Here is a 25,807-nt window from a genome sequence, read left to right as displayed (position 1 = left end):
GCTCAGGAATACATTTCTTGTAGAACTTTGAGGCAAGACTGAACCACTTGGCTCTTCACCTCGCCTCTGCACTCAACCAGCCGTGACTTGTCTACTGCTCGCATTTGATCGAGTAGGATCAAGCCTTTGGTGCTCTGAAAGGTGACCGGAACGCGGAACGGCGCTGGGTGGCTGCCAGTCGTCATTGGTGCGACAGTCACGATTCCCATTTCGAAGTTCATTTCGTTGGGTGTCAGCACCACACAGGGTCGGGTCTTCTGGATTTCTTTTCCCTGGGTTGGGTCAAGGTTGACCAGCCAGATTTCGCCGCGTTTGACGTGTTGGCTGCTGCTTACCACTCCACGGCCTCCTTGGGTGCATTTGCCAGAGGGGCAGGCGAATCGTCCCATGCCAAGTTTTCGTCTCCAGCATTCGAGAACTCACCCATGACAAGGTGATCATCTTTAGCTGCTGCAACTTTGGCTGCAGCATCTGCCCATCCATTGCGAACGGATGGGAGAGCCTTGATAACAATAGCGCCCTCCAATACCTCTGCACTTGCAACTGTTGCGCCAGTTAGGCCCGCCTGAGACAGGAGTGCCTTAGGCAAGACGATGCCTTTGCTGTTTCCAAATGCGCGAATAGTTAGTTCCATATGATCTCCTGAAGTTATTACTATGTTATAACTTTTGAGATGCTTGTGCAACCCCCTATGGCGTGACCAATCCCCCTCTAGGGCTTGCCCACCCCCTTGCCATAGCCGACCATGAAGCGAAAGCCGCCTCGGTGGGCGGCGTGGAAGGCTGACGATGGATCTCTTGGATGGAGTAACTTGGGCGCTGTGCTTTGTCGCGCTGGCACTGTCATTGACGGCGTTTGTCTATGTGTTCAATGACCGCAAGCAGCGAAAAGAGCGAGAGGCTAGGTCGCTTGAGCTGTTTGCTGCTGGCCAATCAGCTTGCATAGAGGCGCGCGATGAGGTTTTCAGGAAGGAAGCAGAGAAAGTTCGTGAATTTCATGAAGCACTTTCTGCATCTATTTACGAACCCCCATCGCTCAGAGTCCAATCTGCATGCGCTGCACATCCAACTCCTGGTTCGCGTTCGTTCATCGGGGAGAAATATTCCGATACAGCACAGAAAGCAGAAAACGCCAACCGCCATGTGGCAAGTGCGATGGGTGACCTTTTGGCCCAAGAAATGCCTGTGCGAGATTTGTCGGTGCTAATCAAGGCATTGGAGGCTGCTCACCACGAGTTGGCGACGCTGCACGGCCTGAAGGCTTTTGATGGTGCAACGCCCAGTGAGGTCTGGTCGATAGACACTAGCCTCATCAAGAAGCAAATCTACGAAGCATTATGGAAATTTGCTTGATGGCTTCGTCACCCCTCTAGGGTTCGCCACCAAGCTTCTTCACTGGAACACTCCTTGGAAACCATCAACCAGGAGTGCGCCAAGTGCCCAATACCAGCTATCCAAAGGGGATGGAGAAACTGCTCTCCGCCCAGATCAACCTGCTCAACGACGACCTTCGTGTCGCGCTCCTGCCTCCCACCTACACCTACAGCGTTGCGCATGAGTTCCTGAGCAACCTGGGAACACGCATTGGCACAGACATGGTGCTGGCCAACAAGGATGTGACGGGCGGAGTGTTCGACGCTGACGATGTGGCGACCGACCCGCTGCCGCCTGGGAATACGGCCAAGTCCGTGGCGATTTACAAGAACACTGGCAACGCCTCGACTTCGCCGCTACTGTTCTTCTTTGACACTGTGACCGGCTTGCCCATGGCGACCAATGGCGGCGCGATCAACTTCCCTTGGAATGATGGTCCGGACAAGATCGCAGTGCTCAATGACCCCTTCATTCCCTCTGGCGGCGAGCTGGTGATGAAGGCTGGGGTGAACTTCCTCACGGATACCCTCAAGGTTGCGATGTTGCCGGCCACCTTTGACCATGAAGGCACCTACCAAAACTTGGCCGACCTGGGCGAGATCATCGGCACGCCCGTTGAGCTGACTGGCAAATCCATCACTGGCGGTGTCTTTGATGCCACCGATGTGGATTTCGGCACAGTCCCTGCAGGCAAATCACCTGGTTCTGTTGCACTGTACCGCCAGGGTGCCGATGCCGCCACTTCGCCTGTACTGCAGATCATCAAGGATGACATCATGGGCCTGCCTTTCGCTGGCAATGGCGGCGGATTCAAGCTGCGCTGGTCGGATGGCAACGCCAAGATCTTCTCGCTGATCCCAGCATAAGGGGCCAGCCATGATCAAAAAGGACGGTTTCAGCAACAACGCTGACACAACCTTGGCGCAGGCCATCCTGATCGATGCCACCGTGATCGAGGTGGCGGACAGTGCTGCTTTCGCTGATTTTTCCAGCGGGCGCCTGTTGCAGCGTGCGACCATCACCAATGACGCCATACCTGGTGAATATGAGATTGTTTCCATCCTGACCGCTGATGGCGTCAATTTCACGGTGGAGCGCGGCAAGGAAGGTACGTCTGCACGGGATTGGCCGGCAGGATCAAAGTTCCAGGCCCGCATCACCGCAGGGCAGCTCAAGAATTTCCTGCAGACGGATGAATCTGGCACATATCGGGCAGACCGTGACGGGCAGCGCTCCTTTGTGGTGAATGGCCGGGTGGCCAACAATTACAACGTGGTGCAGATTTCTGGCGTGCATTTGCTCCAGAGCCTGCATGCAAGTGCTGTATCTGGAGACCAGGGCGAATTCCAGCAGGACATGAATATGTCTCAGGAGTCAGTAGGGGGCACTGCATACCTGGAACTGGGTAACGATATTCCAGCCTATGCAGAGGGTGGCTTTCTCTCGGACCGCAGTATCGTCAAGGCGCCAACGGCGACCGGCTTCAACTACCTGCTTGACCTGGGCGACTACCACTCCAGCTCAGAGTACATCCACACGCCGCTGGCGAGTTTTGACGCATCGGGTTCGCCATTTCCAGCCATCGGGCCTGATGCTGGAGCTGAGGTGGGGCAATGGGTGCCTATTCCGGACCCGTTGAACATCATCCTGAACATGCCCAGCCAGACTTCCAGCCTGGTGCTGTCGGAAGTGGGCTTCATCTGCACCTACTACGAAGCTACGACAGCTCCGGTGGTATCCATCCTCCTGCGGGGTGAGGACACCGAGCACTCGCTGGTTGACCATGTTGCGCTGGATACGGTCACCAAAGCCAACCAGGTGCACCGCATTCCTGTTGCAAGCTATGGCGGGATTGTCTCCGGCATCCGATTCCGGGTAGACACGCCGGCCACGGGCAAGTTCTATGGGCGCTTCTACTGGCGCGGCTTCTTCTTCGACGCGGGCGCATAAATGTCTTACCCGCTCATCAACGGCGCAGCCATCAACACCAACGGCGAATCGGCTTCGGGCACGCCGAGCATTCGCCTGGTGGTGACTGGCCAGCACATGGCGGAGTTCCAGTTGGAAGGGCTGGGCAGCCACCCTTTGCGGCTGGGGCCGCTGCGCGCCAAGGTGGGCTTTGATGTGGATCTGGTGATCCCCAGCATTCGCCTCGTCAAGACCGAATACCACAGTGCGCTGCAGATTCAGACGCCATCCCATACGGATGTGCTCGCCAAGAGCACGTTTCCGCTTGCCTTGGGCACACCCCGAGCAGAGGCGGGGCCTGTCTCTGCAACGACTTCGGGGGCTATTCCGCTGCGACTTGGCACGCCATCCGCAACCCCCGTGGCCTTTGCCGCAGGTGCGCAGCCGTTGTCCCTGGGACAGCCTGCCGCAGTCCGGGTTGGGTTTGCTGCATCGTCCAAGCCCCTGCGCCTGGGCACGCCCTCGGCGGTTGCCACTGTCCATGTGCCGAGCCTGCGGCTGGTGCGGGCGGGCACGGCAAGCATTGTGGTGGATGCTCTTGAATCAATATCGCAATCCGCTTATCCATTAAGGCTTGGAGTGCCCAGCGCGCACAGAGTCGCATTTGTGCGGCCATCCATCGCGCTGCGGCTGACCCCGCCAACAGTTCATCGGGGGACGGAATGCTGACCTTTGCAGACTTCACGGGCATCAACAACCTGCAGCCCGGGCACCGGCTGACGGGCAAAGACCTGATCGCCGCCGAAAACGTAGACATTGGCCTCACGGGCGAGATCACGCGCCGGGGAGGCTTCGCGCTGGCTGATGAGGCCTGCCACAAGAACCTGCACCAGGCACAGGGCTACATGCTGGCGACTTGCGGCAGTGTGCTCATGGCCATCTGGCCCGATGGCGCGCGGCATGTCATCCATCCGGCGCTGGGCTCAGATCGCGTCTGGTACTGCGATCTGCCAGACGGTCGCACCACTTACACCAATGGATTGATCCATGGGGTGACCGATGGGCGCACAGGCGTAGAGCGCAGCGTACCGGTGCCTGAGTCGCTGGGGCTGCCAGATACCGCGTTCGGACAGCTTGACCCCGGCGACTACCGCTACTCCCTGAGCTATGTGCGCATCACGGATCGCCTGGAAGGCCCTGCCATCAGCTCGGCGCCTGTGGCGGTGGCGCAGGGCGGCTTGCGCCTGGGTGGCCTGCCGGTGCTTTTTGGCTATGCGATCAATGTCTACCTGAGCGGCAAGGACGGGGAGGGCGCTTATCTGGCCGGCACCACCACGGGGAGCAGCTTTGAATACGGTGGCAACAATGCATCGCTGGTGCTGCCCTGCCGCACCCTGGGCGCAGAGCCATTCCCGGTGGGAACGATCACGGCCTTCTGGCGCGGCCGTGTGTTGGTAGCGCAGGGCAATGTACTCTGGGCAAGCCGCCCGTCAGTGACGCACCTCTCGGACTGGCGCGATTTCAAGCAGCTAGCGGGCAAGATCACAGCCATCCAGCCAGTGGACGATGGCGTCTACGTGGGAACCGACCAGGACCTGATATTCCTCTCGGGCACCACCTGGGACCAGCTGGCCCACCAGCCCACCAAGCGCGGCCCCGTGGTTCTGGGCTCAGGCGTTTCGGTGCGCGGTGATCGCCTCAAGTTCGGAGATGGCGCGGGCACGGGGATGGGCATGGTGTGTATTGCCGGTGGCGAGATCGTGGCAGGCTTCAACGGCGGCCAGACTTCCAGCCTGACGGCCAACCGCTACCGCACCACTGTCAAAGAGGTATGCGCCACCTGGCGCGAGGTGGACGGCATCCCTCAGTATGTGGCGGCGACGCAATGAGTCTGTGGAACCCCTATGCCCTGACGCCTGACGGGCGCCGCACCACCAGCATGGCGCCGCCGGCGCTTCGTGTCATGGGCGGGCGCGCCACGGTAGAGCAACTGGCCATGGCCCAGACGGAGTTTGCTCGCTTTTGTGGCCGCAGCCGCGTCTCGTTCTGGCGCAACCCGAACGAACAAGGGGTTCTGAAGGACGGCTCTCGCTACCAGATCGTCACCATTGGCAATAGCACGGTGATGACCATCTGGCCTGTGGGGGTCGCTGAGCAGGGGCTTGCCATGGGTGGGGTCAGCTTCTTTGCCACCTTTGATCTTGGCGCGCGGTACCAATATGTGCTGGCCTATCGCAATGAAGCCTGGGTTATTCGGCGGGCGCCCATCGTCTATGGCGGCTCGGGGGTATGGGCATCGAGCACCAGGAATGCATATTTCACGGACGACACAGCTTCTGGCGGGGCAACTCCCAATCTATCGCGAAGGTTTTCAGAAGAGAACCTGCCGAGCTTGATTGTTGCCGGTGGGGCAACTTCTGTAGAGAAGGGGGTGGCCTATGGCCTCCAGAGCGGAGGCGCCTCCAATGTGGCCAATGTGGTATCGCCTGCCGGCAAGTATGTGCAGGTGGTGCGGACCGATGCACTCACGGCCCAGATTTATGAAGCTGATCTCGCAAAACGCAAGGTGTTTGAGGAAACGCCCGATGAGTTCTATACCGTACCGCCTTCCAAGCAAACCGTACAGGCATCGAACCCTGATTTCAACCTTACACAATCCCATTTGTATGGTGTTGCCACCTTCAGCCGGTTGCGCGATGGATCAGCTGTGTTCTTCCCTGCTTGGTCAGTTTCTGCCATTGGCAATGTAGTCGGCGCCACGGACACGGGCGAAGGCTGGGTGGATTTCGTTACCCACGAGTTGAAGGTGACACTTTCTCCAAATGGCGATTATTCGGCTGTTGTGGTTCGGCACGCGCTGCCTGAGTTGACCCTGTTAGAGCCCCCCAAAGCGCCCAATGAATTCGGTGATCTGGTGGAGCAGACGCATTTCGAGTTCAGCAAGCATGGCTGGGCTGACTCTGGACTGACACCCCTGAAATCGACCAGCTACATTGCATACTTCGATCCGGGTGTTGGTCAATATGTCAGGACATATCACCAAACCGATATTGGTTGGAAAGATGTGCGTGGCCGTGCTGAAACGGTCGAGCGCGTGCGCAAGAAGAAGAACTACCGTGTGCCTGTGTATCTTGCCCGTGGCTGGCAGGACCAGAAGATTGCATTCTTTGCAAGAGTTGAGGATGAAAAGAATGCAGTGGTTGAATCTTCGGTAAATGAGGATTTCGACCATGGCTTGGTGCATTCTGTATTTGGTGCACCACTTTGGAAGGTAAATGGGAGGACCGCCAATGACACTCTCAGCTATATCGATCTGGACGATATAACGCCAGATTTCAGCGGAGGCCTGGACAACTTTATTGACTTCAATGCCTACTTCGACGCTGATCCGGCGCCTGACCTGCAGTTTGATTTCACGATGCTTGGCGAAAAATACATCGCCAAGCGTGCGGCGACACTTCGATCCAAAACAACGCTGGAAACCCCATGGGGCGAGCTGGTCACCAATGATGTTGATTTGGTTGTGCGTATGCAGCAGAACTACGCAAGGGGCAGGTATTCGGAATCAGGCGTAGAAGAAAAGGAAGTTCTCTATACCGGTATCTCCGGAAGGCATGTGCGCAGAGAAATTGTCCATATCAACCCCATTCTCGGGATCATTGCCTGCCTTGAAATCACCACCAGCCAATACACGGTGAACAATGCCGGTGAGTTCACGACTGTCTCTACTGCTGGTACTACTGCGAAACTGGTGGTGCTGCTCAAAAACAAGAAGATATTTGAAGTCGAATTCACACCCACTGAAAGCTCCTACACGCGGCGCAAGGACGATACGCTGGTTGGTGTTTTTTCATTCAGCCCATTCACTCCTGCTGACCGCAATCACTCACTTTTGCGCGGAAAAATTGGGGCGCTGTGGAGCCTACCGGATAACACGCACGTTCCGGCAGTAGCCGGCGTGATTATTCCAAGCGGCATTGGCGATGTCGAAATCACCAAAGACAGCGCAATTGACCGAGTGAAGGATATCTACCCAGTGGCCAAAGTGGAAGGCCTCCAGTGGGTGAAAACCGCCATCGATCCCAACAGCGGTGGGGGTGCACTGCTGGTCACCAATGAAGCTGGGCAGGTGGTCTATGCCCAAGCCATCTCTCCTGCAGGCGTGCTCACTCCCCTGGATGCTCTGGTGCCCCAGAGTGCAGGAGCCCTGCAGTCATTCAGCGCACATCTCATATCCGTATGAATACCATCGTCTGTAACACCCTGAGTGGCGCTGTGTCGGAATACACCGGCTTCGCCTTCCAAAGCATCACGCCCACCCATGCGGGCGATGCCAGTGGCCTCTACACGCTGGGCGGCGATACCGACAACGGCCAGCCCATCGTGGCCAATATCCGGCTGCCGGCCACCTTGCGCGAATCGACGCTCAAGAAGCGCCTGAGCATGGTCTACCTGTCGATGAAGGGCGCGGGCTGCGCGCAGTTCAGTGTGCTCGGGCCCAATGGCATGCCCTGGGCCTATGAGTTTCCACTGCGGTGCAGCGAACAGACCCGGTGCATCGTGGGTAAGGGCATCCGCGAGAACTACCTGGGCTTTGCCCTGAGCAACCCGGCCGGCCAGAAATTCAGCCTCGACCGCATCGAGATCCTCACCCTTGAATCCAAAACACGGAGAGTCTAACCATGGCAACCGGAGTCAACGGCCCCGCCGAAATCGTCAAAGACAAGTACGACCGCTCTGTGGTTCTGGCTGACAAAGCCGCTGCAGAGGTGAGCACCTTCCAGAAGGCGCTCAATGACAGCATCTACCAGCCGCCTCAGATTTCCATCCAATGGAGCACGCTGGGTGCGCCCAATCTGCCGCCGATCCCCGAACTGCCCAAGGTGCCGGGCATCGACTTCGATCTGCCCGACGGCATGCCCAGCCCCTTCACCGGGAGCATGAAGGATGTGCAGTTCTCGGACTTCAACACCCCAGCGCCCACGCTTAACTTCGGCGTAGCGCCTACCATCACCATAGGCCAGGCCCCCAATCTCCCTGAGATGCGGGATGTGGCTATGCCTGATGCGCCCGTGGTGGTCCTGCCTGACGGCCCGCAGATGCTCGATTTGCAGGTGCACACTTTTGGCGGGATCGACTTGCACGAGGACTGGCTGGCCAAGCTCGACAACATCCCGGAGTTGGCCATCCTGCAGCCGGAGCCCATGCGCTACACCCCGGGTGCACGCTACGCCTCGCAGCTGCTGGACAGCCTCAAGGCCACGCTGAACGCCCGCATCCATGGCGGCACGGGCCTGTCACCCATCGTGGAGCAGCAGATCTGGGACCGTGGCCGCGACCGTGAGACGCAAATCGCCCTGGCCCGGGAACAGGATGTGATGCGGGCTGCCGAGGCGCTGGGCTATCCGCTGCCGTCTGGCGTGATGGCTGGCCAGCTGGCTGACGCCCGCCGTGAACTGCAGGACAAGCTCTCCGGCTTGTCGCGCGATGTATCCATCAAGCAGGCCGACCTGGAGCAGCAGAACCTGCAAAACTCCATCCAGGCCGCGCTGCAGCTGGAAGGCCAGCTGATGGACCAGCATTACAAGTGGGAAATGCTGGTGTACGAATCCACCAAGGCCGCTGCCGACAATGCCATTGCCGTACACAACGCCGCGCTCGAGCAGTACAAGGCGCTGTTGGTGGGCTACCAGGCCTTTGCCTCTGCCTATGAAACGCTCATCAAGGCGGAGCAGACCAAGGTTGAAGTGTTCCGGGCGCTGCTGCTGGCTGAGCAGGCCAAGGCCGACATCAACAAGAGCTTGGTGGATCGCTACAAGGCCGAGATCGAGGCGCGCATGGCAGCCGTCGAGATCTACAAGGTTCAGGTGCAGGCTGCCCAGACGCTGGTGGAGGTGGAGCGCACCCGCATTCAAGCGGGCGGCGAGCAGATCAAGGCCTTCGTGGCGACGATCAACGCCGAGCAAGCCAAATCTGAACTCTACAAGGTGCAGATCAGCGCAGAAGGCACCAAGGCAGAAGTCTATGGCCGCATGGTGCAGGCCTACAGCGCCAAGGTGGGAGCCCAGGCCGAGCGCGCGCGTGCCGAGGTGGCCCGCTACCAAGGTTTGATCTCTGCGAAGGGGTTGGAGTGGGATGGCTGGAAAGCGCGACTTGCTGCTGAGTCGACACGCATTGAGGCTGCGGCGCGCCAGTCTTCCGTCATCCTGGACGGCTACCGCGCCGGTGCCCATGCTGCAGAGGCACAGGCCACCTCGTTCGCGCGGCGCTGGGAGGCCGAGGTGGCACAGTACAACGCTGTGCGCGAGATCACCTACCGGGTGGAGAAGGCCAACAACGACGCCATCATCCACGCCAACGATGCGCGCATGGATGCCGCCAAGGTCATGCTGGTGACCGGTTCGCAGCAGGTGGGCTCGGCCTGGTCCATGGTGAGCGCATCGGCGGGTATCAGCGCCGGATCGTCCGATACCTACGTCCATCAGGTGGATTGATTGAGGCGCTCCCCCGTATAGGGTTCGACCTGCGGGCGCTGCTGGCTGACACTTTCAGCCATGACAGCGCCTGCTCGCTTTTGCTACACGATCTACCAGGGCGCCACGTTCCGGCGTGGCTTCCGCTGGTGCACCGCCCCTTACCCCACCAAAGTACATTGCGGCAAGTTGGTGCGCGCTGACAATGGCGCGCCGGTTCCCGATTCCGATCTGGTGCCGGTGGACTTGACCGACTGCAAGGCACGCATGCAGTTGCGCAGTGAGGTGCTCGCGTCTGCTGTGCTGCTGGAGCTGACGACCGAGAACGGCCGCATTGACCTCTCAGAGGGCAATGGATGGATCAAATTCGTGCTGGATGCCGCGACCACCAGCGGTATTCCCTACGGCGACCAGCCTCCCGAGACTTGGAGCCAGGCTATTGGTCAGCTGGAGATCGTCCACCCCAATAACGACGTAACCCGCGTGGCTGAAATCACCTGGTCCGTGGAGCCGGAGGGCACCCGATGAACACCGAAGACGTGGTGATCCAGGTTCCTGATGCCAATGTGATCGTGGACCAGCAGCCAGCCGATGTGCTGGTCATGCCAGTGCCCGAGGCGGCGGTGTTCATTGAGGATGCTGCGCCTTCGGTGGTCACTCTGGACGAAGAAACCGATTTGCTGGTGCTTCCTGTTGAAGACACCCAGGTTGTGGTGGCCGCCGGAGAGCAGGGCCCACCGGGTATCCCTGGGCCAGCTGGCGGCCAGGTGCTCGAGCGCACGGCGGGCGAGCAGCTGAGTGCATTGCGCGCAGTATTTGAGGGCGCTGCTGGCCGGGTATGGCTGGCGGATGCTACGGAAGCGGGCGAGGTGTTCACGCTCCTGGGTGTGACCACCACGGCTGCCGAAGCCAATCAGCAGGTACTGGTGCAGCGCCTGGGATCCATTGACGATGCCGCTTGGGGCTGGACACCCGGCGTGCGCGTGTATCTCGGCGCTGCTGGCCAGCTCACCCAAACCTCGCCTGCTACAGGTTTCGACGTACTTATCGGCGTAGCGCTGTCTCCGACCCGGCTGCTGCTCAACATCCAAGACCCTATTGAAATGGAGTGACCCATGGCTACCCAACCCACACAAGGCTTCCTGGCGCGCGTCGCGGGCAAGACCAAACAGATTTTCGGGATCGCTACGTCTGCGGGTGTGGCTGATGCCGGCAAGCTCGGCGCACTTGGGCCTGATGGACGATGGGACTTGAGCATGATGCCAGTCGGCATTGGTGCCAATACCACCCAGGCCACGGCCTCCGAAGCAATTGGCGCTGGCAAGTTCATCAACTTCTGGGACAACGCGGGTGTTTTCAGCATGCGGCTGGCGGATAACAGCAATGGCCGGCAAGCCGACGGCTATGTGATCGCTTCCGTGGTCAATGGTGCGGTGGGCACCGGCTATCCATTGGATGGAACGAATGCAGGGCTCACGGGGCTGACGGTCGGTGCGCGCTACTTCCTGGGCACCGCGGGCGGGGTCATCAACACCCCGCTGGATGAAACCGACACGGCCAATGTGAGCAAGGTGAGCCAGTACCTGGGCGTCGCGAAGAGTGCTACCGAGCTTGTGACCGACGATCAGGGCTACGTGGTCCTGTAAGCCATGCCCAGCGCCGTCCGCAGACCCATTGTTTCGATTGCTGGCGTGCGCCGGCAATTGCCTGCGGGCGAGACGCTGGATACTCCTGAGCGCAGTGTCCCTGTGACTCTAGCGGGCGGAGGCGTCCGAAGAATCACCATCGGGGCGTCTGGGCCTGCGCTTGTGTACCTCGCCAACGGCACCAGCCGGGAGGTATCCACTGGCGCGGCTGGGGTGTGGCGCATCGGCTTGAACCCAGAATCCTCCGCTCCCGTGGACATCTCGGGGAAGCTGGATGCGGACTTCAATGGTCTGACTGCTGCCTCTGGCCAGGATGCTGATCTGCTGGTCATCCGGCGCGCGGCGGCCAACTTCAAGCTGACCCTATCCAATCTGGTGAGCTACATCACTGGCGTGGCGCGCTCTTGGAGTGGCAAACAGACTTTCAGCGCAGGAGCTGATGTCTCCGCACTCGGCGTGACGGGCGCAAGCACCCTCAGTGGTGGTGCCCAGCTTGGCGAATTGGCACCTGCGAACCTGAAGTGCCTGCTTCTGACTGGCACAGCACCTGCATCAACAGGTACGACCGGGAATATTGTTGCGCATGGGCTGAGCCAGGCTGTTATTTGTCTGGTGCGAGCAGTCGTGACCACCTCGGACGGGTTCCTTGTGATGGATGGGAACGGGTTCAGTGACGCCCAGTTCAACATTTCTGCGAATACCACGCACCTGCGACTGTCCACCACTGCCACTGCATCCACAACGGTTCTGGGACGGCCTGTGAAATTCTTTGTTTTCTACCAAGGGTGAGATATGGCAGCACAAACACCCCTCAAACTAACTCCGACCTCGGGCACGACCGGCGAGCTTCGTGAATTTGCCGCAGGCGACTTTCTCGGCATAGCTGCGGGCGGAACTGGGGTTTCCGCTGGTACCGTGGCCGATGTGCGCACAGCATTGGGCCTTGGATCCGCCGCTGTAGCACCTATTCTTGGCACGGTATCTCAGTCAGGCGGCGTGCCAACAGGCGCAATCGTCCAACGGGGCAGCAATGCGAATGGCGAGTTTGTGCGCTTTGCTGACGGCACAATGATCTGCCAGCATTCGTTTACCGAATCCCTCAACTTGAACACACAGGCCAGCGGGTTCTATTTTGCAACCCAGGGTTGGACATTCCCGGCCACTTTTGCGGTTGCTCCCCAGGTAATCCCGCAGACTCGTATTGGCAGCCAGCTTACGCCGATGGCGCCCGGAGACAGTACAACCACTTTGTGCAACTTCTTCCCTCTGGCTTTGTCCAGCCAATCTGGCACTGCCACAACCCGCGTCACTGCAATCGGGAGGTGGTTCTAATGCGTATCGATCTTTCTCCACAGGTGCGCGACGGCGTTCTCAAAGTCACCAAGAAGGGTGACAGGTTGACTGTGAACGGACAAGCCTTCGACTTCTCCAAACTTCCTGAAGGTGCAATCTTGCCAGGGGATGCTGTTGACAGTGAGCACATCATTGGCAGCGTGACCCGCACAGGCGGCCAGCTGCAGGTGACGCTGTTGCTGCCTATTGCGTGGGATGCACCGCAGGAAGCGTGTTTTCCAGCGCCCATCATGGACCCACCAGACGGGGGCATTGCTTTACCAGGAGCTGCAGCATGATCGACTGGTCCCAGATGAAAACGGCTGAGCAGATCGCCGAAGAAGAGCGCCGCGCCCGCGTGCCAGCTGAAATCAGCCGGGCGCAAGGGCGTGCAATTCTCGGGTCGATGAAGCTCATCCCTCAAGTGGAGGCGTATTTCGCCAGCATTACAGACGAAGAAGAAGCCATGTGGGTGGATCTCGCCTGGAATCACACCTCCACATGGCGCCGGTATGAGTCACCTTTCCTGACGAGAGCTGCGCAAGCATTGGGCCTGACGGATCAGCAGCTCGACGAGATGTTCATCGCCGCTGCCCAGATCGTGATCTAAGCACCCCTCTAGGGTTCGCCTGCCAGCGACAAGCCTTGGATCATCCAGGGCATGGACGAACGCAGCAACATCAGCATTCCAGTCGCCAAGCTCATCAGCGTTTGGGTGGCTTTCGGAATCACCTCGTGGGAAAAGGCCGCCGCAGCGGCTGCATTCCTGTACTCAGCTCTACTGATTTGTGAGTGGTTCTGGAAGAAGGTTTGGCGCCCGGTATTTGAGCGCGCAGGCTGGATCAAGCCCCGGCCACCGCGGCGTAGTCGTGATGGTGAAACGGACTGGGGCAAGCCATGAGCGGGGATGCTGGCCGTTCGTCCTTTAAGGCCTGGGCATCTGTTGCGGCTGCCGTGGCGGCAACGGTAGTCGCTGTCTTTGGAATTGAGGGCGGTTTCGTCAATGATCCAAAGGACCCAGGCGGCGCCACCAATCACGGAATCACCGAGCAGGTAGCCCGCGCTCATGGCTACCAAGGGGCGATGCAGGATTTGCCCAAGGCAGTTGCTGCTGACATCTACACGCAGGACTACATCCGCAAACCCGGGTTCGATCGCGTGATCGCCCTGTCTCCTGCAGTGGGTCACAAGCTGGTGGATGCCGGTGTGAATGCAGGCCCTGTTCGTGCCGCGCGCTGGTACCAGGAAGCATTGAACCTGCTCAACCGGGGCGGAAAAGACTACGTCAAGGTGGCAGTGGACGGCCAGATCGGCGCCCAGACCATTGCCGCTTACCGGGCGCTGGAGCGCAAACGGGGCCGCGTCAAGGCCTGTGAGCTGACCTTGAAGCTGCTGGACGTGCAGCAGGGCGCCCACTACATGCAACTGGGTATGCCGAGTTTCACCGTGGGTTGGGTGGATAACCGGCTGGGCAATGTGCCGCTGGCGCGCTGCGGCGAGTCTGTGGCGGAAAAGGCCGCGCCATGAACCCCGTGCACATTGTCCTGCTTGTCAGCCTGGCCCTGAACGGGCTTTTGGGCTGGGCCTACCTGGGCAAGCGTGACGACTTCACGCGGGCCACCACCAGCTTGAACAGCGTTCGCACCGATTTGAACGCTTGCAGCGATGCCACAGAAGACCTGCGCGAGTTGGCCAACCGTCGGGCCGCCGATGCCAAGAAGCTCCGTGCCGACGCTGCAGCGAAGGCGAAACCCCTGGAGCGCCGGGCCGATTACACCCTGAGTTTGCAGCCGCGCGACCCGCTGAATGCTTGCAGCAGCATGCAGCATCTGGGCGATGAGTGGCTCAAGGGGAGGGCTGCGAGATGAAGGGAATGTTCAGCTTGGGTAATTCTGAGAGCTCTGGTGGCTCTGGTAAGTGCTGCAGTAATTCCGGCAATTCTGGAATCTTTGGTGGCTCTGGCCAATGCTTCATCAAGGCTTTGACCAATGGATGTTCGTCTGTGATTCCTGCCGCTTCTGCTACGGCAATGTACTTTTGCAGTTCAGCTCTGCCAGCTGAAAGTCTCTGCTCACCATCCAGCCGCCACAGTTCACCTTTCAGCAGGAAAAGCTCGCCTTCCAGCCGGAAGAGCGCTGCGCGCGCGCGGATGACTTCCTCTGGAGTTGGATGTTCGCTGCTTGTGCTCATGGTGTTGATTTTGGCATTGCTGCTTTCTGGTTGCAAGACAACTGAATACGTGCAGGTCAAGGTGCCTGTGCCGGTCGAATGCCGCGAACCTGAACCCGCCCGCCCGGTAATGCCCACAGAGACGCTGGAGCCTGGCGCGCTGCCATTCGTGCTGCTGCGCGCTGCGCTGGCTGAGATCGACCGCCGCGAAGCCTACGAAGACAAGCTGCGCGCCGCGCTGGCGGTGTGCACTGCGCCTATCAACCCGAGCCAGCCGGCCGCTGGCAATCCTTGGGAGATCAACCGATGAACACAACCCCTGGCCAACAGAACATGGAAGAACTGAAGCGCCGCAGCGGCCGGCCATTCAAGGTGCTGAGCAACAGCCAAGCCAAAGCCGATCTGGCTGGCAAGCGTCGTCCATTCAGTGTGCGCAGCTGGATTGCAACCCTGCTGGCAAATCGCGTGGCCGCTTAAAGCTCCAGATCCGCCTCAACCCATGCCTTCTCCAGGAGGTGTGGGTTTTTTATTTTTTATATCACTATGAATTTATAGGCGGACTGCATACGCATAAGCGAATGCAGTATGCACAAGCCCTACCCAGGTCATTGGTGAAAACACTAATGTTATTTGAGAAAATTATGATTAGATTGATTTTTCTCATGATCGCTAGAGCGATGCAAGACATGAGATTTATCAACATCAGTCAGTTATCTGGAAATTTATCTATGGAAAAAATCAAGATATCAATCCTTGCGTTGGCTACTATTTTCTCAATTGGATCATATGCACAGTCACGCTTTACGAAGGACTACATTTTAGATACGGTTTTGTCGCAAAAATCTACAAATCGCTTACTAAATTTCCCAAGGGCAGATCAAAAGAAAATAAATTTTAGTACAACCTCGGATCAAGCTGACTTAAAGCGATATGAGGTCACTATAGATCCATTTTTTATGAAAATATATAACCAAAAAGCAATAGATGATGGTTATAAAACGATTGCAAAATCAATTAGATTGGAGGATGCAAATAATTTAATTCAGCCTGGGATGCAGCTTTTTATCAAAGAATTTTCGAATAAATTTGGCATTGAAGTCAGGAATGTCAATTCCTGGCTTAGCTCTTCATTTCAAATGGAGACTGATGCTGATACTGCGGAATTCATTCTGAATCAAGATTACATTTTGTCAATCAAAGAAGTTGTTGTTGGTGGAGATGATGTTGTCAGCGCTTGGGCAAATATTCCGGCAGTGCCTGCGCCAAATAGCGAAATGCTTCCGTGGTTTGTCAGGTCAGTGAATGCAGATAATCCAACAATAACTCCATCTCATAACATATATGTGTTGGATACTGCCAACAATATTGACATGAGTAGCGAAGTGAATATTGTAAGCTATGCTGAGTATACGGCTGAATCTCCAGCTACGAGGCAAAATTACAGTTCAAAATTTCACTCGGGATACGTTACTCAAGTCATTGGTGGTAAGTCGAATAATTTATATGGGAGAGGTATTAACCCTGGTCAAGGTATTCGATTCTTTGCAATTGATCCAGCTCAAAATTGGCTCGCTGAGTCTTTGAAAGAAAATCTTAATAAAGCTGCTGGATTGGCAGAGGTTCTTGGCGAATTTTCAGTTATCAACATCTCTTCGAATGATAAGAATACCTCCAGATTGCAGGCAAATAATACTTGGAACGACTATGCAGATAAGGGTATTGTTGCCAAGAAGGCTAGTAATAGGTTTTTGATTACTCAATCTGCGGGTAATTATTCAACAGATGCATGCTTGATGTCATATAACTATCAAGGAAATGCGCGGCTGAATGATGCGATCATCGTTGTTGGTGCACTTGATATGAATGATCAAATAATGCCGGAGGATAATTCGCCAACTAGCTTTCCTGGTGCCGCAAATTCTGATCTTGGATCAAATATAGGGCGATGCATAGAGGCTTGGGCACCTGGGTATTTAATCTACGGTTGGAATCTTTATAACAATACATTCCAGACATCGTCAGGAACATCATTCGCAGCACCTATTGTTGCAGCCTTGGCTTCGCGTTATGGAAATAATCAAACTCGACCTATAGAACGTGAACAGCAAATTCTGAACAATCGCTATGCGATTCCAGGAACTTCAAATGGCGCAGGAGATGTACTCCGTAAGGCGGTTTACTCTCCTGTGAGTTCTCCAATTGCTAGATTTCCCATTTCTTCGCTATCGGGTAGTCTTGGTAATGTTGATATTAATTCTCTGAAAGATGAGAAATTTTATGATGCCTCATTCTTCTATAATCCTGGCGCCTATTCTCATGATGTGATATTGGATATGGGCGTAATTCGTAAAGTTCGCGGGATTCGAATTACGTTAAGAACCAATGCGCCGTCATACAATAATGCAGTTCATTTTACTGTGAGCGGTTCAGCTAGTAATTCAACGGGAAATTCATTTGTAATGACTAATTTTACGGAGCCCACGCAATTTGACTTTGCGCCAATCTATATTCCAATGAGCGGAGATGCCCGTTACATACGTATTAGCGGCACAAATACTGCTTCGTGGCTCGCTTATTCGGAAATCGAGGTCTATGGCGTTTACTAGAAATACTTAGAGGTCCAAGTTTCTTTCTACCCATGCCTTGATCACAAGGTATGGGTTTTCTTTTGGCATGTCCAAAAGAGAAGGGTGGGACTTTCCCAGGTACTCATAGAACAGATGGATCTGTTTGCCCGTGTCGTAGTACGGGAACCACCCATCGTTGAGATCGCGCATGTTCTTGCGCCATGTCCGCCAGAGGGCGACTACGTTCTTTTGACGTTCAGTAAGGGACATCGGGGCCAAGCCTCTTATACAAGCACTGGATTTCTGCCGGCGTCATCGGTTTTGGTGCGATGCGCTGGTTGGGTTGTAATGATTGCTTCTGTTTTGATAGCTGCCTGACAATATCAGAACGGCGATTCCAAATAAAAAACTGCTGGTTTGTCATTTCAGCACCTCGCTATTGGGATGTCATCAATATTGGTGGTGTAGCGCGGCGTCCGCCGCTCCTGCTTCATGCCCCATCGGGCGCTGTCGCTGTCAATGCCGGTCGAGGCAACGTGCACCGTGCCCTTGCCGTACCGCTGGTTGAGCTTGTCCAGCGCGCCATAGAGCGCACTGCGGTCCTTTCCGTCGTCGCCTAAATCCAGTTCTTCCTGCACGATTGCCCGGTCGCTGATGTCCAGCAGGATGACCCCGGCTTTGATGAGTTGGTATCCGGGCTCGTAGATCCGGGTGATCCCCTTGATGGCGCTGCGCACAATCAGCGCAGTGTCGGCGGTGGGCCGCAGCAGCGGCACCAGGATGGCGCGGCTGTAGCGGGGGCCCGGCCGGAACGGGCTGGTGTGGGCAAACACCTGAACCTGCCCGGCTACGCCGCCTTGGCGCCGCAGCTTCTCGCTGGCCCGGCTGGCGTATTCGCTGACGGCCTCGATCAGTGGCGCCAGGTCTTCCACTGGGCGGCCAAAGGACCGAGTGCAGGCGATCATCTGCTTTGGAGGTGGTTCATCCTCCAAGGCGATGCAGCTTTCCCCGCGCAGCTCGCGCACCGTGCGCTCCAGCACCACCGACCAGCGACGGCGGATCGTGCCCAGATCAGCCTGGGTCAGCTGCCAGACGTTGGCAATGCCCGCTTCATTGAGCTGCTTGGAGATGCGCCGGCCGATGCCCCAGATGTCGCCCACATGGGTGGCCTGCAGCAGGGCGGCCAACTCGGCTGGTGGCATTTCGGACAGGTTGCAGACGCGCGCGAGGTGCGCCGGGTAGCTGCCGGGCTTACGCTCGGCGTCCTTTGCAATGTGGTTTGCCAGCTTGGCCAGGGTCTTGGTCGGGCCGATGCCAATGCCGCACGGGATGCCCACGCCCCGAGCAATGCGCTCACGGATCGCCCAGGCACGCCGCGTCACATCGCGCACGCCCTGCAGGCCAATGAAACTCTCGTCTATGCTGTATATCTCTTGCTCTGGCCCCAGGCCTGCGGCCAGGCTCATCATGCGCTCACTCATGTCGCCATAGAGGGCAAAGTTTGCAGAGAGGGCTACCAAGTCCGACGTGTATTCCAGGTGCTTGATCTGGAAATAGGGCGCTCCCATCTTGATCCCCAGATCCTTGGCTTCATTGCTCCGGGCGATTGCGCAGCCGTCGTTGTTGCTGAGCACGACCACGGGCCGCCCGACCAGCGCAGGGCGGAATGCACGCTCGCAGGAGACATAGAAGTTATTGCCGTCCACCAGGGCGAACATGGCTACACCTTGACGAAGCGTTTGATACAGGCGGTGACGACGCCCCAGACCTCAATCGTCTGGCCGTCGTGAGGGATGATGTCGGGGAAGGTGGGGTTGGCTGCCTGCAGCCGGACGCGCCCGTTGCGACGGTACAGGTATTTGACCGTGAAATCGTCATCCACCACTGCCACGACAATGGACCGGTGTTGCGCCTTCATGTAGCGATCCACCACCAGCAGGTCGCCGTCATCGATCCCTGCGTCCTTCATGGACAGGCCTCCAGACTTGACCAGGAAGGTGCATGCTGGGTGCGGTACCAGCAGTTTGGTCAAATCCAGCCGCTCTTGGCTCCAATCCTCCGCAGGGCTCGGGAAGCCGGCGCGCACAGTGGAACCAGCCATGGGGAGTACCATGGGGCTCATCTCCAGCGATATGGGTTGTAAAACACTGTGCATGCATACAGTATATTGCAATCCGCAAAACAACCCTAGGAGTGTGCATGTGCAATGTCTACCAGCCCGCTCAGATGGAACTGTTCACGGAACTGCCACCTGGGAAGAAGATCAGAAAGCACCGGCCTTTCAAGCCCGTCGTCGGGCCGCTGAATGACGCGCCGTACTACACGCCTGATGGCTGGGTGGTCGGGCAATGGGGCATGATCCCGCCTGACTCCAAGACCCACATACCTATGACGAGGGAGGGGCGGCGCCTGAGCACCAACAATGCGCGCATCGAGGGGATAGAGAAAAGGTGGACGTTCAGGTTCGCCTGGGCCAAGGGTCAGCGCTGCCTGATACCCGCACTGAGCTATGACGAGCCGAACTGGGAGAGCGGAAAAAATGTGTGGTGGACGTTCACCCGAAAGGACGAAAAGCCGTGGATGCTGGGTGGCCTGTATTCGGAATGGGTGGACAAGGAGACGGGGGAGGTCTGGCCCAACTTCACCATGTTGACCCAGAACTGCAATGCCCACCCGCTGCTCAACCGAATGCACAAGCCCGAGCTTGACCCCAAGACCAAGGAGCCGCTGCCGCTGGCAAAGCAGGACAAGCGGGCGGTGGTGCCTATCGAGGAAGAGGCCTGGGATCGGTGGCTGAACGGATCCATTGAGGATGCGCTGGCACTGATCAAGCTGCCCAGCCTGGAAGTTGTTCAAGGACGGCCAAGAGGCTAGGAACAATAATCCATGTCATAACACACGGCAAATCTGTTCCGCAAAGCAGTTCAGGTGCATTGAGAATCATGAGGTTACGTGTGCTTTTGGCGCAATATTTGCGGAACTAATTTAAAGCTAAGGCGTTGAATTATTTAGATATCTCAGTGGCCTTTTAATCCGTTGGTCGCGAGTTCGAATCTCGCAGGACCCACCAAGAGATACAATGAAACCATGCTGCATTATTTGTAGCATGGTTTTTGTTTTTGGTGAACCTGTAGGCAATTTGTAGGCAACTTGTTTCAATACGCTCTATTTTGATCTTGTGCTCAGGAGATCGCTTGCACATGAGAGCGGCATAGCCAGTGCTGTCGTTCATCAGCTTGCTTTGTATGGTGATCAACGTCGGTCTAGTGCACAAGCGACTTCGCTTCAGTGCATAGGTAGGTGTGGATGCAGGGCGAGGTTGATGGAGAGATCGCTGGCCGAATGCATAAAGACATTTGCTATCGCTTCAAGGGAGAAATCCGACCCCCCTACCGTGTGGAGCAGGGAGGGGGATTGCCCCAAGTCCCAGTTGATCATCTCCATGGCGTGCTCGTGCTATTGCACATTTGAGCTACCAGCCGTTTGCGAAATATAGCTACTCGTGATCATTGTTTCCGGCGCGTGTGGTCGGCAATCTCAAATTGTATGGTCACGCTGCTGGGCTTCATGAAAGTGGGTAAACGGCTCATAGGCAATCCGCCCTTTGTGGCCGCTATACAGCGGTTGCAGTCCTTCGGCATCCGCTGCCCAGCTTCCGCTGCCCAGCTTCCGCTGTGAGCGGCATCGCGCCCCTTACTACATGTTGGTGCAGTACTGATGCGCCATGCACGTCCCAAACCGTAAATCTAGGAGCACTTGCCTCAATGGGAAGGTATAAAGATGGCTGCATGTCTCCACAAACCGACGTACGGCGTCGGCGCATAGTGCGGTCAATGACTATGCCCGCTGATCTCATCTGCGATTGACCGCCAACAGCCATCCTCACCTCTCTCTTCTTGTACTATGGAAACTTGCAATAAGAGGGCAGCTGAGTCAGCATCGGTCGCCATACTTGAGGCCCCATGCTGACGATATTTGTGGTGCATTTTGGCGCTGGCGCGTCGTATAGAACTATTCGATTATGGGGTAGGAGGCTATGTTAAATGTATTTGCTAACAGGACTCAGCGCCGCGACTTCGTTATCAATGAGCTCGAGCGGAGAGCTGTCAAGGATAGCGAGGTCTTTGTCGCCGTAGCGTTTTTCACTGAAGCCGCGGTCGTAAATCGCCTAGTCGATAAGGGTTGTAAGGTTCGATTGGTTGTTAGGCTCGGGTTTCCTACGAGTCCATCGGCGATAGAGGCGGTGCGCCGAAAGGTGGATCTGCGGGTCTACACCTCTACGAGTTTCCACCCCAAACTTTATATCTTTGGCGATGAGGTCGCGCTAGTGGGATCCGCCAACCTCACGCATTCGGCGATCACCTCGAATCAAGAGGTGATGGTCGGAATTTCGGGCGACGATGAGCGTTTCACCGAGCTCGCCAGTATTTTCCAAAACTACTGGGATGGCGCAGACGTTCCTACGGAGGCGATGCTACAAACCTATGAAGTCGCTTACAAAAAATTCGAAGTGCACGAGAATGCTGCGGAAAAGCTCTCGCATGAGATAGCTCGGCAGCTTGGGGACACTGCACCCGCTAACATCCAGCGCGGCGAGAAGATACGTAGCAAGCAATCCCTGTTCCTAGCGAACTACCGGAGGACCTACCAGGAGGCTGTTAGCGCATTTTCAATTGTGCGCCGCGCCTATGAGGCAACGGGATACCGGAAAGCAAGCGAGCAAGACATTCCGTTGAGGCTCGAAATCGACTCGTTTATTAGCTTCGTGCGCGACACTCAAGCGACCGGCGAATCGTGGGCAGCAGGACCGTTCAGGACCGAATCCGAGCAGATAGCCTTTATTGCCGATTTGGTGAAACATTGGGCGGCGCGCAAGTCCCCCCATTTTGAGGGCAAGATTGTCAGCGAGAATTACCCTAGGTTAATGCGTGTGTTTGGGTCTCGCGATGCTGTGATTGAGGCGAGCGACGACGAACTTTTTGACGCCCTATGCACGTGCCACTCCTTTCATGATCGGCTCAGATTCTTCGATGGCGGCATGCCAACATGGAAGAAGGCATTTCTGGCGGCGAACAACTCTGAACGAGTCCGCAAATCCCTTGCCTACCTGGTATTTGGAGAGGGCGATGTGATCGAGCGTATGGCAAATATGATCTACAACGAGGACTACAAACTCGTCGAGTTCGGACAATCTAATGTCCAGGAACTCATTGGATGGCGCAACAAGGAAGCGCTCCCTGTTATCAATGGTCGCACCACTAAAATTCTGCGATTCTTCGGATCTAAAGTTCGACAGATCTCTTGAGTTCGCAGCTCTTCGATCGCTATGGAGAACGGCTGCAGGCCGCCTTGTCGGCTAATTCTTCTTTGCAGCGGTTGCTGCCTGTCGAGTTCACAACATGAATGACTGCTCTTTCCAAAACAGCAGTCATCCACAATAAATAAATTAGTTCAGTCAAGCCACAGTCTCTCGAGGAAACTCAATTCGATTCAGCTTTGAAGACTGGCACGATCTACGTGAATAGACCCTAGACCACCAGCGGAACGCCTAGTAGACTGAGAATACATTTCGTTGCAAGCAGCCTGCGTGCCACTATAGGGGGACTGAGTCGGTGATCAATCAGGTAGACATAGCCAGCTTTGGCAGCTTCCAAGCTTTGGACTGGAAAAAAACGGTCAAGGACAGAGGCAAGACGACCCAGTATTTCAAGCGCCTTAACGTGCTGTACGGGCGTAACTACTCTGGAAAGACCACTCTTTCGCGGGTCTTCCGTTCGCTGGAGACTCGCAAACTTCCCCCCAACTATGTCGGTTCGGCCTTCACCCTGACAGGCGACAATGGTGCTGTCGCCCATACTGACTTGCTGGCCCACAACTACGACGTGCGTGTCTACAACCGCGACTTCGTAACCGACAACCTCAGCTTTCTGGTCAATCAGGACGCCAGTGGAGTGATTAAGACCTTTGCTATCGTCGGTGAGCAGAACAAAGAGATTGACGACGCCATCGCTGCAATTGAAGCCAAGCTTGGCAGCATGGAAGGCAAGGCAGGGCTTCGGTTTGATCTGGAAGCCAAAAAGAAAGAGCGCGACCGCGCCAAGTCTGCCCACATCTCAGCGTCCAATGAGTTGGACGACAAGCTACGCTCACATGCCGCGGAGAAAATCAAGAAGAACCCGAACTTCCGCAGCCCCGTCTACAACATCGAACACATCAGACGTGACATCGCCACGATCAGCAAGCCAGGCTTCGTCGCTCTCACGACCGAAGAACAAGCAGGTCGGATCAAGCTGCTCAAGCAGGAAGCGTTACCCGACATCACAGAGACTCTGGTTGTCGCTCTCAAGTTGGAGTCCTTGACCGCCATAGCCGAACCGTTACTGTCCAAGACGATCACGCCTAGCAAGGCCGTTGAGGAACTGCTCAAAGACAGCGCCTTGCAACTTTGGGTCAAGCAGGGTATGGGGCACCACCGCGAGAAGCGCGATACATGTGCCTTCTGCCGACAGGATCTGCCGCACGACATTTGGCAGGTGCTCGATGAGCATTTCAGCAAGGAGTCTGGGGATCTGGAAACGGCCTTGGATGCGGCAATCACGGCAGTGACGACCGAAATTGACACCGTCGCGGGACTCAACACTTTCACGGGTTCTCAGTTCTACGCTGTCGAGCGCACAGCGTTTGAAACCAGTAGCAAAGCTCTGTCCGAAGCGCTAGCCGTCTACAAAAAAGATCTGGAGGCACTGAAGAAGTCGCTTGAGACTCGGAAGAACAACCTGTTCCAGCTCACTGCTCTCAAGACTCCTTCCCATGACCCCAAGGAAATCGCAAAGCACGTTGCCGACATAAACGCACTGATCGGCACAAGCAACAGCAAGACTGCCACGTTGGAAAAAGACAAAACCAGTGCCACAGAGTCGCTTCGATTGGCTGATGTGTTCGCCTTTGCTGAGGCCATAACCTATGACAAGGAGCTTAGCCGGATCGCCACACTTAAGACCACCGCTGACACCGCAAGCACGGTCTTCACCGATGCAGAAAAAGAGATTCGTGAAGCCGAGGCTGAGATCCAAGTATTGAGGGCTAAACAAAAGGATGAGCGAAAAGGGGCAATACGAGTCAATGAATTGCTCAACAATTTCTTCGGCCATGACGGTATCAAACTAGAAGCCCGTGACGACGCAGACAAAGCCTCAGTCAAGTTTGAGATCACGCGAGGCGGCAACGCTGCTTACAACCTTTCTGAAGGCGAATGCAGCCTCATCGCATTCTGCTACTTCATGGCCAAGCTTGAAGCTCCAGAGAGCAAAGGCAAAGAATTAATCATCTACATTGACGATCCGATTTCAAGCTTGGATGGCAATCACATCTTCTTTATGTTTAGTTTGATTGAAAGCTTGATAACCAGACCAGTGAAGAAGCCAAATTGCCCAAATGCGTACCGCTACAAGCAATTGTTTATATCCACGCACAATTTGGACTTTCTGAAGTATCTCAAGCGTCTTTCCATTCCGTCGAAGAAAGTACCAGCAGCAGATGGTGGGAAGGCAAAGAGTGTCAGCGATCATGAATACTTCATGATTGAACGAAACGGTGGCTCAAGCAACATTATGTTGATGCCGTCTTACCTCAAAGACTACACCACCGAATTTCACTACCTCTTCCACCAAATCTATAAGTGCAAGGACCAAGCAGCCGCAGCAGAGAACCACGAGCCATTCTTTGGTTTTGGCAATAATCTGCGCAAATTCCTAGAGGCCTTCTTGTTCTTTAAGTTCCCATACCACGACAACAAAGGCGAACCCTTTGAACGGGTCAAGAAGTTCTTCGGTGACGAGGAGGACATAGCCATTGCCCTCGTCAATCGCCTTAGCAACGAGTTCTCGCACTTGGAGGAAGTTCCAGACAGAGGCTTCAAGCCTGTTGAAATTCCTGAGATTGCCAAAGTTGCCAACTTTGTCTTGGACAAGATCTATGCATCAGATAAGGTGCAATACAACGCTCTCTTGAAAAGCATTGGCGAACCTGAGCGAGTTGATTGACTCTTTCAATGCTACAACCTGAAGAAAGCACTTGTTAGGGTGCTTTTTTATTTCACAGTGAATCGACTAGTGTTTTGTAGATAGAAGACTCAACTCAATGACTGCACTGAGCATCATCAGTCATTGAAATTTCTGCCTTGAGTGACAGCAAGCCAGCCTGAAGTAGGTCCCAAAGCACCAACTTCGGCTCTGCAGCGATTGCTGCTGCTCACGATGGTATTCCGACCTCTCGGTCACGGCCACATAGCGGCCGGCCAAGCACCACCGCTAGCGGCCACCCAACGACCGGTTTCAGGT

31 protein-coding genes are annotated in these 25,807 nt (G+C 56.1%); 24 read left to right on the top strand and 7 right to left on the bottom strand.

What is annotated here, in order from left to right; all coding sequences use genetic code 11:
- Positions 1-2 precede the first annotated feature (2 nt).
- Both LAD35_RS11110 and LAD35_RS11105 read right to left on the bottom strand, forming a co-directional pair.
- Positions 3-338: a type II toxin-antitoxin system PemK/MazF family toxin gene (locus LAD35_RS11110; RefSeq protein WP_224149137.1), complete on the bottom strand. Its 336-nt coding sequence runs from the start codon at positions 336-338 to the stop codon at positions 3-5.
- Positions 332-634 carry an AbrB/MazE/SpoVT family DNA-binding domain-containing protein gene (locus LAD35_RS11105; protein WP_224149136.1) on the bottom strand — a complete coding sequence of 101 codons (303 nt, stop codon included), beginning with the start codon at positions 632-634 and terminating at the stop codon, positions 332-334. The genes LAD35_RS11110 and LAD35_RS11105 overlap by 7 nt, the downstream gene beginning before the upstream one ends.
- A 154-nt stretch (positions 635-788) precedes the next feature.
- Here LAD35_RS11105 and LAD35_RS11100 point away from each other — a divergent pair, with 154 nt between their 5' ends.
- From LAD35_RS11100 to LAD35_RS11015, 18 genes are all read left to right on the top strand, one after another.
- Complete coding sequence (locus tag LAD35_RS11100) at positions 789-1,352, top strand: hypothetical protein (RefSeq protein WP_224149135.1); 564 nt, start codon at positions 789-791, stop codon at positions 1,350-1,352.
- An 83-nt stretch (positions 1,353-1,435) separates the two neighbouring features.
- A complete protein-coding gene (locus LAD35_RS11095; protein ID WP_224149134.1) occupies positions 1,436-2,239 on the top strand; it encodes a hypothetical protein in 804 nt (267 codons plus the stop codon).
- A 10-nt stretch (positions 2,240-2,249) separates the two neighbouring features.
- On the top strand, positions 2,250-3,323 hold the full coding sequence (locus LAD35_RS11090; protein WP_224149133.1) for a hypothetical protein: 1,074 nt from the start codon (positions 2,250-2,252) through the stop codon (positions 3,321-3,323).
- Positions 3,324-4,010, top strand: a complete 687-nt coding sequence (locus tag LAD35_RS11085) for a hypothetical protein (protein WP_224149132.1) — start codon at positions 3,324-3,326, stop codon at positions 4,008-4,010.
- Positions 4,004-5,170: a hypothetical protein gene (locus tag LAD35_RS11080; protein ID WP_224149131.1), complete on the top strand. Its 1,167-nt coding sequence runs from the start codon at positions 4,004-4,006 to the stop codon at positions 5,168-5,170. Before LAD35_RS11085 ends, LAD35_RS11080 begins: the two co-directional genes overlap by 7 nt.
- Positions 5,167-7,524, top strand: a complete 2,358-nt coding sequence (locus tag LAD35_RS11075) for a hypothetical protein (protein ID WP_224149130.1) — start codon at positions 5,167-5,169, stop codon at positions 7,522-7,524. The genes LAD35_RS11080 and LAD35_RS11075 overlap by 4 nt, the downstream gene beginning before the upstream one ends.
- Positions 7,521-7,961 carry a hypothetical protein gene (locus tag LAD35_RS11070; protein WP_224149129.1) on the top strand — a complete coding sequence of 147 codons (441 nt, stop codon included), beginning with the start codon at positions 7,521-7,523 and terminating at the stop codon, positions 7,959-7,961. Before LAD35_RS11075 ends, LAD35_RS11070 begins: the two co-directional genes overlap by 4 nt.
- A 2-nt stretch (positions 7,962-7,963) precedes the next feature.
- Positions 7,964-9,775: a coiled-coil domain-containing protein gene (locus LAD35_RS11065; protein ID WP_224149128.1), complete on the top strand. Its 1,812-nt coding sequence runs from the start codon at positions 7,964-7,966 to the stop codon at positions 9,773-9,775.
- A gap of 60 nt (positions 9,776-9,835) precedes the next feature.
- On the top strand, positions 9,836-10,282 hold the full coding sequence (locus LAD35_RS11060) for a hypothetical protein (protein WP_224149127.1): 447 nt from the start codon (positions 9,836-9,838) through the stop codon (positions 10,280-10,282).
- The gene (locus LAD35_RS11055; RefSeq protein ID WP_224149126.1) at positions 10,279-10,866 is read left to right on the top strand and encodes a capsid cement protein; all 588 of its coding nucleotides are present in this window, start codon (positions 10,279-10,281) and stop codon (positions 10,864-10,866) included. Before LAD35_RS11060 ends, LAD35_RS11055 begins: the two co-directional genes overlap by 4 nt.
- Positions 10,867-10,869: 3 nt before the next feature.
- On the top strand, positions 10,870-11,400 hold the full coding sequence (locus LAD35_RS11050) for a hypothetical protein (RefSeq protein ID WP_224149125.1): 531 nt from the start codon (positions 10,870-10,872) through the stop codon (positions 11,398-11,400).
- Between the two features lie 162 nt (positions 11,401-11,562).
- The gene (locus LAD35_RS11045) at positions 11,563-12,189 is read left to right on the top strand and encodes a hypothetical protein (protein ID WP_224149124.1); all 627 of its coding nucleotides are present in this window, start codon (positions 11,563-11,565) and stop codon (positions 12,187-12,189) included.
- A gap of 3 nt (positions 12,190-12,192) precedes the next feature.
- Positions 12,193-12,732 carry a hypothetical protein gene (locus LAD35_RS11040; RefSeq protein ID WP_224149123.1) on the top strand — a complete coding sequence of 180 codons (540 nt, stop codon included), beginning with the start codon at positions 12,193-12,195 and terminating at the stop codon, positions 12,730-12,732.
- A complete protein-coding gene (locus LAD35_RS11035) occupies positions 12,732-13,031 on the top strand; it encodes a hypothetical protein (RefSeq protein WP_224149122.1) in 300 nt (99 codons plus the stop codon). The genes LAD35_RS11040 and LAD35_RS11035 overlap by 1 nt, the downstream gene beginning before the upstream one ends.
- Positions 13,028-13,342 carry a hypothetical protein gene (locus LAD35_RS11030; RefSeq protein WP_224149121.1) on the top strand — a complete coding sequence of 105 codons (315 nt, stop codon included), beginning with the start codon at positions 13,028-13,030 and terminating at the stop codon, positions 13,340-13,342. Before LAD35_RS11035 ends, LAD35_RS11030 begins: the two co-directional genes overlap by 4 nt.
- A 51-nt stretch (positions 13,343-13,393) precedes the next feature.
- Positions 13,394-13,633, top strand: coding sequence for a hypothetical protein (locus LAD35_RS11025; protein ID WP_224149120.1), 240 nt, complete (start codon positions 13,394-13,396; stop codon positions 13,631-13,633).
- Positions 13,630-14,259, top strand: coding sequence for a glycoside hydrolase family 108 protein (locus LAD35_RS11020; protein WP_224149119.1), 630 nt, complete (start codon positions 13,630-13,632; stop codon positions 14,257-14,259). The genes LAD35_RS11025 and LAD35_RS11020 overlap by 4 nt, the downstream gene beginning before the upstream one ends.
- Entirely contained in the window at positions 14,256-14,600 is a 345-nt protein-coding gene (locus tag LAD35_RS11015; RefSeq protein ID WP_224149118.1) for a hypothetical protein, read from the top strand. Before LAD35_RS11020 ends, LAD35_RS11015 begins: the two co-directional genes overlap by 4 nt.
- Here the strand turns inward: LAD35_RS11015 and LAD35_RS11010 are convergent.
- Entirely contained in the window at positions 14,578-14,922 is a 345-nt protein-coding gene (locus tag LAD35_RS11010) for a hypothetical protein (protein WP_224149117.1), read from the bottom strand. The two genes, LAD35_RS11015 and LAD35_RS11010, sit on opposite strands and share 23 nt — an antisense overlap.
- On the opposite strand from LAD35_RS11010, the gene LAD35_RS11005 reads away from it, so the two are divergent.
- The 3 genes from LAD35_RS11005 (at position 14,921) to LAD35_RS10995 (ending at position 17,507) form a co-directional block, all read left to right on the top strand.
- Positions 14,921-15,211 carry a hypothetical protein gene (locus LAD35_RS11005; protein ID WP_224149116.1) on the top strand — a complete coding sequence of 97 codons (291 nt, stop codon included), beginning with the start codon at positions 14,921-14,923 and terminating at the stop codon, positions 15,209-15,211. The two genes, LAD35_RS11010 and LAD35_RS11005, sit on opposite strands and share 2 nt — an antisense overlap.
- Positions 15,208-15,378: a hypothetical protein gene (locus LAD35_RS11000; RefSeq protein ID WP_224149115.1), complete on the top strand. Its 171-nt coding sequence runs from the start codon at positions 15,208-15,210 to the stop codon at positions 15,376-15,378. The genes LAD35_RS11005 and LAD35_RS11000 overlap by 4 nt, the downstream gene beginning before the upstream one ends.
- A 164-nt stretch (positions 15,379-15,542) precedes the next feature.
- Entirely contained in the window at positions 15,543-17,507 is a 1,965-nt protein-coding gene (locus LAD35_RS10995) for a S8 family serine peptidase (protein WP_224149114.1), read from the top strand.
- A 6-nt stretch (positions 17,508-17,513) separates the two neighbouring features.
- On the opposite strand, the gene LAD35_RS10990 is transcribed toward LAD35_RS10995, so the two are convergent.
- From LAD35_RS10990 to LAD35_RS10975, 4 genes are read right to left on the bottom strand one after another with little or no spacing between them, the layout of a single operon-like run.
- Positions 17,514-17,738: a hypothetical protein gene (locus LAD35_RS10990; protein ID WP_224149113.1), complete on the bottom strand. Its 225-nt coding sequence runs from the start codon at positions 17,736-17,738 to the stop codon at positions 17,514-17,516.
- Positions 17,725-17,892: a hypothetical protein gene (locus LAD35_RS10985; protein WP_224149112.1), complete on the bottom strand. Its 168-nt coding sequence runs from the start codon at positions 17,890-17,892 to the stop codon at positions 17,725-17,727. Before LAD35_RS10985 ends, LAD35_RS10990 begins: the two co-directional genes overlap by 14 nt.
- Before the next feature lies 1 nt (position 17,893).
- The gene (locus LAD35_RS10980; protein WP_224149111.1) at positions 17,894-19,186 is read right to left on the bottom strand and encodes a Y-family DNA polymerase; all 1,293 of its coding nucleotides are present in this window, start codon (positions 19,184-19,186) and stop codon (positions 17,894-17,896) included.
- Positions 19,187-19,188: 2 nt separating this feature from the next.
- Complete coding sequence (locus tag LAD35_RS10975; protein ID WP_224149110.1) at positions 19,189-19,569, bottom strand: LexA family protein; 381 nt, start codon at positions 19,567-19,569, stop codon at positions 19,189-19,191.
- 98 nt (positions 19,570-19,667) lie between these two features.
- Between LAD35_RS10975 and LAD35_RS10970 the strand changes: the two genes are divergently transcribed.
- From LAD35_RS10970 to LAD35_RS10960, 3 genes are all read left to right on the top strand, one after another.
- Positions 19,668-20,342: an SOS response-associated peptidase family protein gene (locus tag LAD35_RS10970; protein ID WP_224149109.1), complete on the top strand. Its 675-nt coding sequence runs from the start codon at positions 19,668-19,670 to the stop codon at positions 20,340-20,342.
- A gap of 1,162 nt (positions 20,343-21,504) precedes the next feature.
- Positions 21,505-22,773, top strand: coding sequence for a phospholipase D family protein (locus tag LAD35_RS10965; protein WP_224149108.1), 1,269 nt, complete (start codon positions 21,505-21,507; stop codon positions 22,771-22,773).
- Between the two features lie 307 nt (positions 22,774-23,080).
- Positions 23,081-25,510 (top strand): AAA family ATPase, encoded by a 2,430-nt coding sequence (locus tag LAD35_RS10960; protein ID WP_224149107.1) that lies wholly within the window; start codon positions 23,081-23,083, stop codon positions 25,508-25,510.
- The last annotated feature ends 297 nt before the right edge of the window (positions 25,511-25,807 follow it).

Origin of the sequence: Comamonas odontotermitis, assembly GCF_020080045.1 — a bacterium.
GTDB classification, from domain to species: Bacteria; Pseudomonadota; Gammaproteobacteria; order Burkholderiales; family Burkholderiaceae_C; genus Comamonas; species Comamonas odontotermitis.
This window is presented reverse-complemented; position numbering and strand designations above follow the sequence as displayed.

Excerpts from the sequence above, each read along its gene's own strand:
- LAD35_RS11105 (WP_224149136.1), bottom strand. The coding sequence starts at position 634 with ATGGAACTAACTATTCGCGCATTTGGAAACAGCAAAGGCATCGTCTTG.
- LAD35_RS11100 (WP_224149135.1), top strand. The coding sequence starts at position 789 with ATGGATCTCTTGGATGGAGTAACTTGGGCGCTGTGCTTTGTCGCGCTG.
- LAD35_RS11090 (WP_224149133.1), top strand. The coding sequence starts at position 2,250 with ATGATCAAAAAGGACGGTTTCAGCAACAACGCTGACACAACCTTGGCG.
- LAD35_RS11085 (WP_224149132.1), top strand. The coding sequence starts at position 3,324 with ATGTCTTACCCGCTCATCAACGGCGCAGCCATCAACACCAACGGCGAA.
- LAD35_RS11080 (WP_224149131.1), top strand. The coding sequence starts at position 4,004 with ATGCTGACCTTTGCAGACTTCACGGGCATCAACAACCTGCAGCCCGGG.
- LAD35_RS11075 (WP_224149130.1), top strand. The coding sequence starts at position 5,167 with ATGAGTCTGTGGAACCCCTATGCCCTGACGCCTGACGGGCGCCGCACC.
- LAD35_RS11070 (WP_224149129.1), top strand. The coding sequence starts at position 7,521 with ATGAATACCATCGTCTGTAACACCCTGAGTGGCGCTGTGTCGGAATAC.
- LAD35_RS11065 (WP_224149128.1), top strand. The coding sequence starts at position 7,964 with ATGGCAACCGGAGTCAACGGCCCCGCCGAAATCGTCAAAGACAAGTAC.
- LAD35_RS11060 (WP_224149127.1), top strand. The coding sequence starts at position 9,836 with ATGACAGCGCCTGCTCGCTTTTGCTACACGATCTACCAGGGCGCCACG.
- LAD35_RS11055 (WP_224149126.1), top strand. The coding sequence starts at position 10,279 with ATGAACACCGAAGACGTGGTGATCCAGGTTCCTGATGCCAATGTGATC.
- LAD35_RS11050 (WP_224149125.1), top strand. The coding sequence starts at position 10,870 with ATGGCTACCCAACCCACACAAGGCTTCCTGGCGCGCGTCGCGGGCAAG.
- LAD35_RS11040 (WP_224149123.1), top strand. The coding sequence starts at position 12,193 with ATGGCAGCACAAACACCCCTCAAACTAACTCCGACCTCGGGCACGACC.
- LAD35_RS11035 (WP_224149122.1), top strand. The coding sequence starts at position 12,732 with ATGCGTATCGATCTTTCTCCACAGGTGCGCGACGGCGTTCTCAAAGTC.
- LAD35_RS11030 (WP_224149121.1), top strand. The coding sequence starts at position 13,028 with ATGATCGACTGGTCCCAGATGAAAACGGCTGAGCAGATCGCCGAAGAA.
- LAD35_RS11025 (WP_224149120.1), top strand. The coding sequence starts at position 13,394 with ATGGACGAACGCAGCAACATCAGCATTCCAGTCGCCAAGCTCATCAGC.
- LAD35_RS11020 (WP_224149119.1), top strand. The coding sequence starts at position 13,630 with ATGAGCGGGGATGCTGGCCGTTCGTCCTTTAAGGCCTGGGCATCTGTT.
- LAD35_RS11015 (WP_224149118.1), top strand. The coding sequence starts at position 14,256 with ATGAACCCCGTGCACATTGTCCTGCTTGTCAGCCTGGCCCTGAACGGG.
- LAD35_RS11005 (WP_224149116.1), top strand. The coding sequence starts at position 14,921 with ATGGTGTTGATTTTGGCATTGCTGCTTTCTGGTTGCAAGACAACTGAA.
- LAD35_RS11010 (WP_224149117.1), bottom strand. The coding sequence starts at position 14,922 with ATGAGCACAAGCAGCGAACATCCAACTCCAGAGGAAGTCATCCGCGCG.
- LAD35_RS11000 (WP_224149115.1), top strand. The coding sequence starts at position 15,208 with ATGAACACAACCCCTGGCCAACAGAACATGGAAGAACTGAAGCGCCGC.
- LAD35_RS10995 (WP_224149114.1), top strand. The coding sequence starts at position 15,543 with ATGATTAGATTGATTTTTCTCATGATCGCTAGAGCGATGCAAGACATG.
- LAD35_RS10990 (WP_224149113.1), bottom strand. The coding sequence starts at position 17,738 with ATGTCCCTTACTGAACGTCAAAAGAACGTAGTCGCCCTCTGGCGGACA.
- LAD35_RS10985 (WP_224149112.1), bottom strand. The coding sequence starts at position 17,892 with ATGACAAACCAGCAGTTTTTTATTTGGAATCGCCGTTCTGATATTGTC.
- LAD35_RS10980 (WP_224149111.1), bottom strand. The coding sequence starts at position 19,186 with ATGTTCGCCCTGGTGGACGGCAATAACTTCTATGTCTCCTGCGAGCGT.
- LAD35_RS10975 (WP_224149110.1), bottom strand. The coding sequence starts at position 19,569 with ATGGCTGGTTCCACTGTGCGCGCCGGCTTCCCGAGCCCTGCGGAGGAT.
- LAD35_RS10970 (WP_224149109.1), top strand. The coding sequence starts at position 19,668 with ATGTGCAATGTCTACCAGCCCGCTCAGATGGAACTGTTCACGGAACTG.
- LAD35_RS10965 (WP_224149108.1), top strand. The coding sequence starts at position 21,505 with ATGTTAAATGTATTTGCTAACAGGACTCAGCGCCGCGACTTCGTTATC.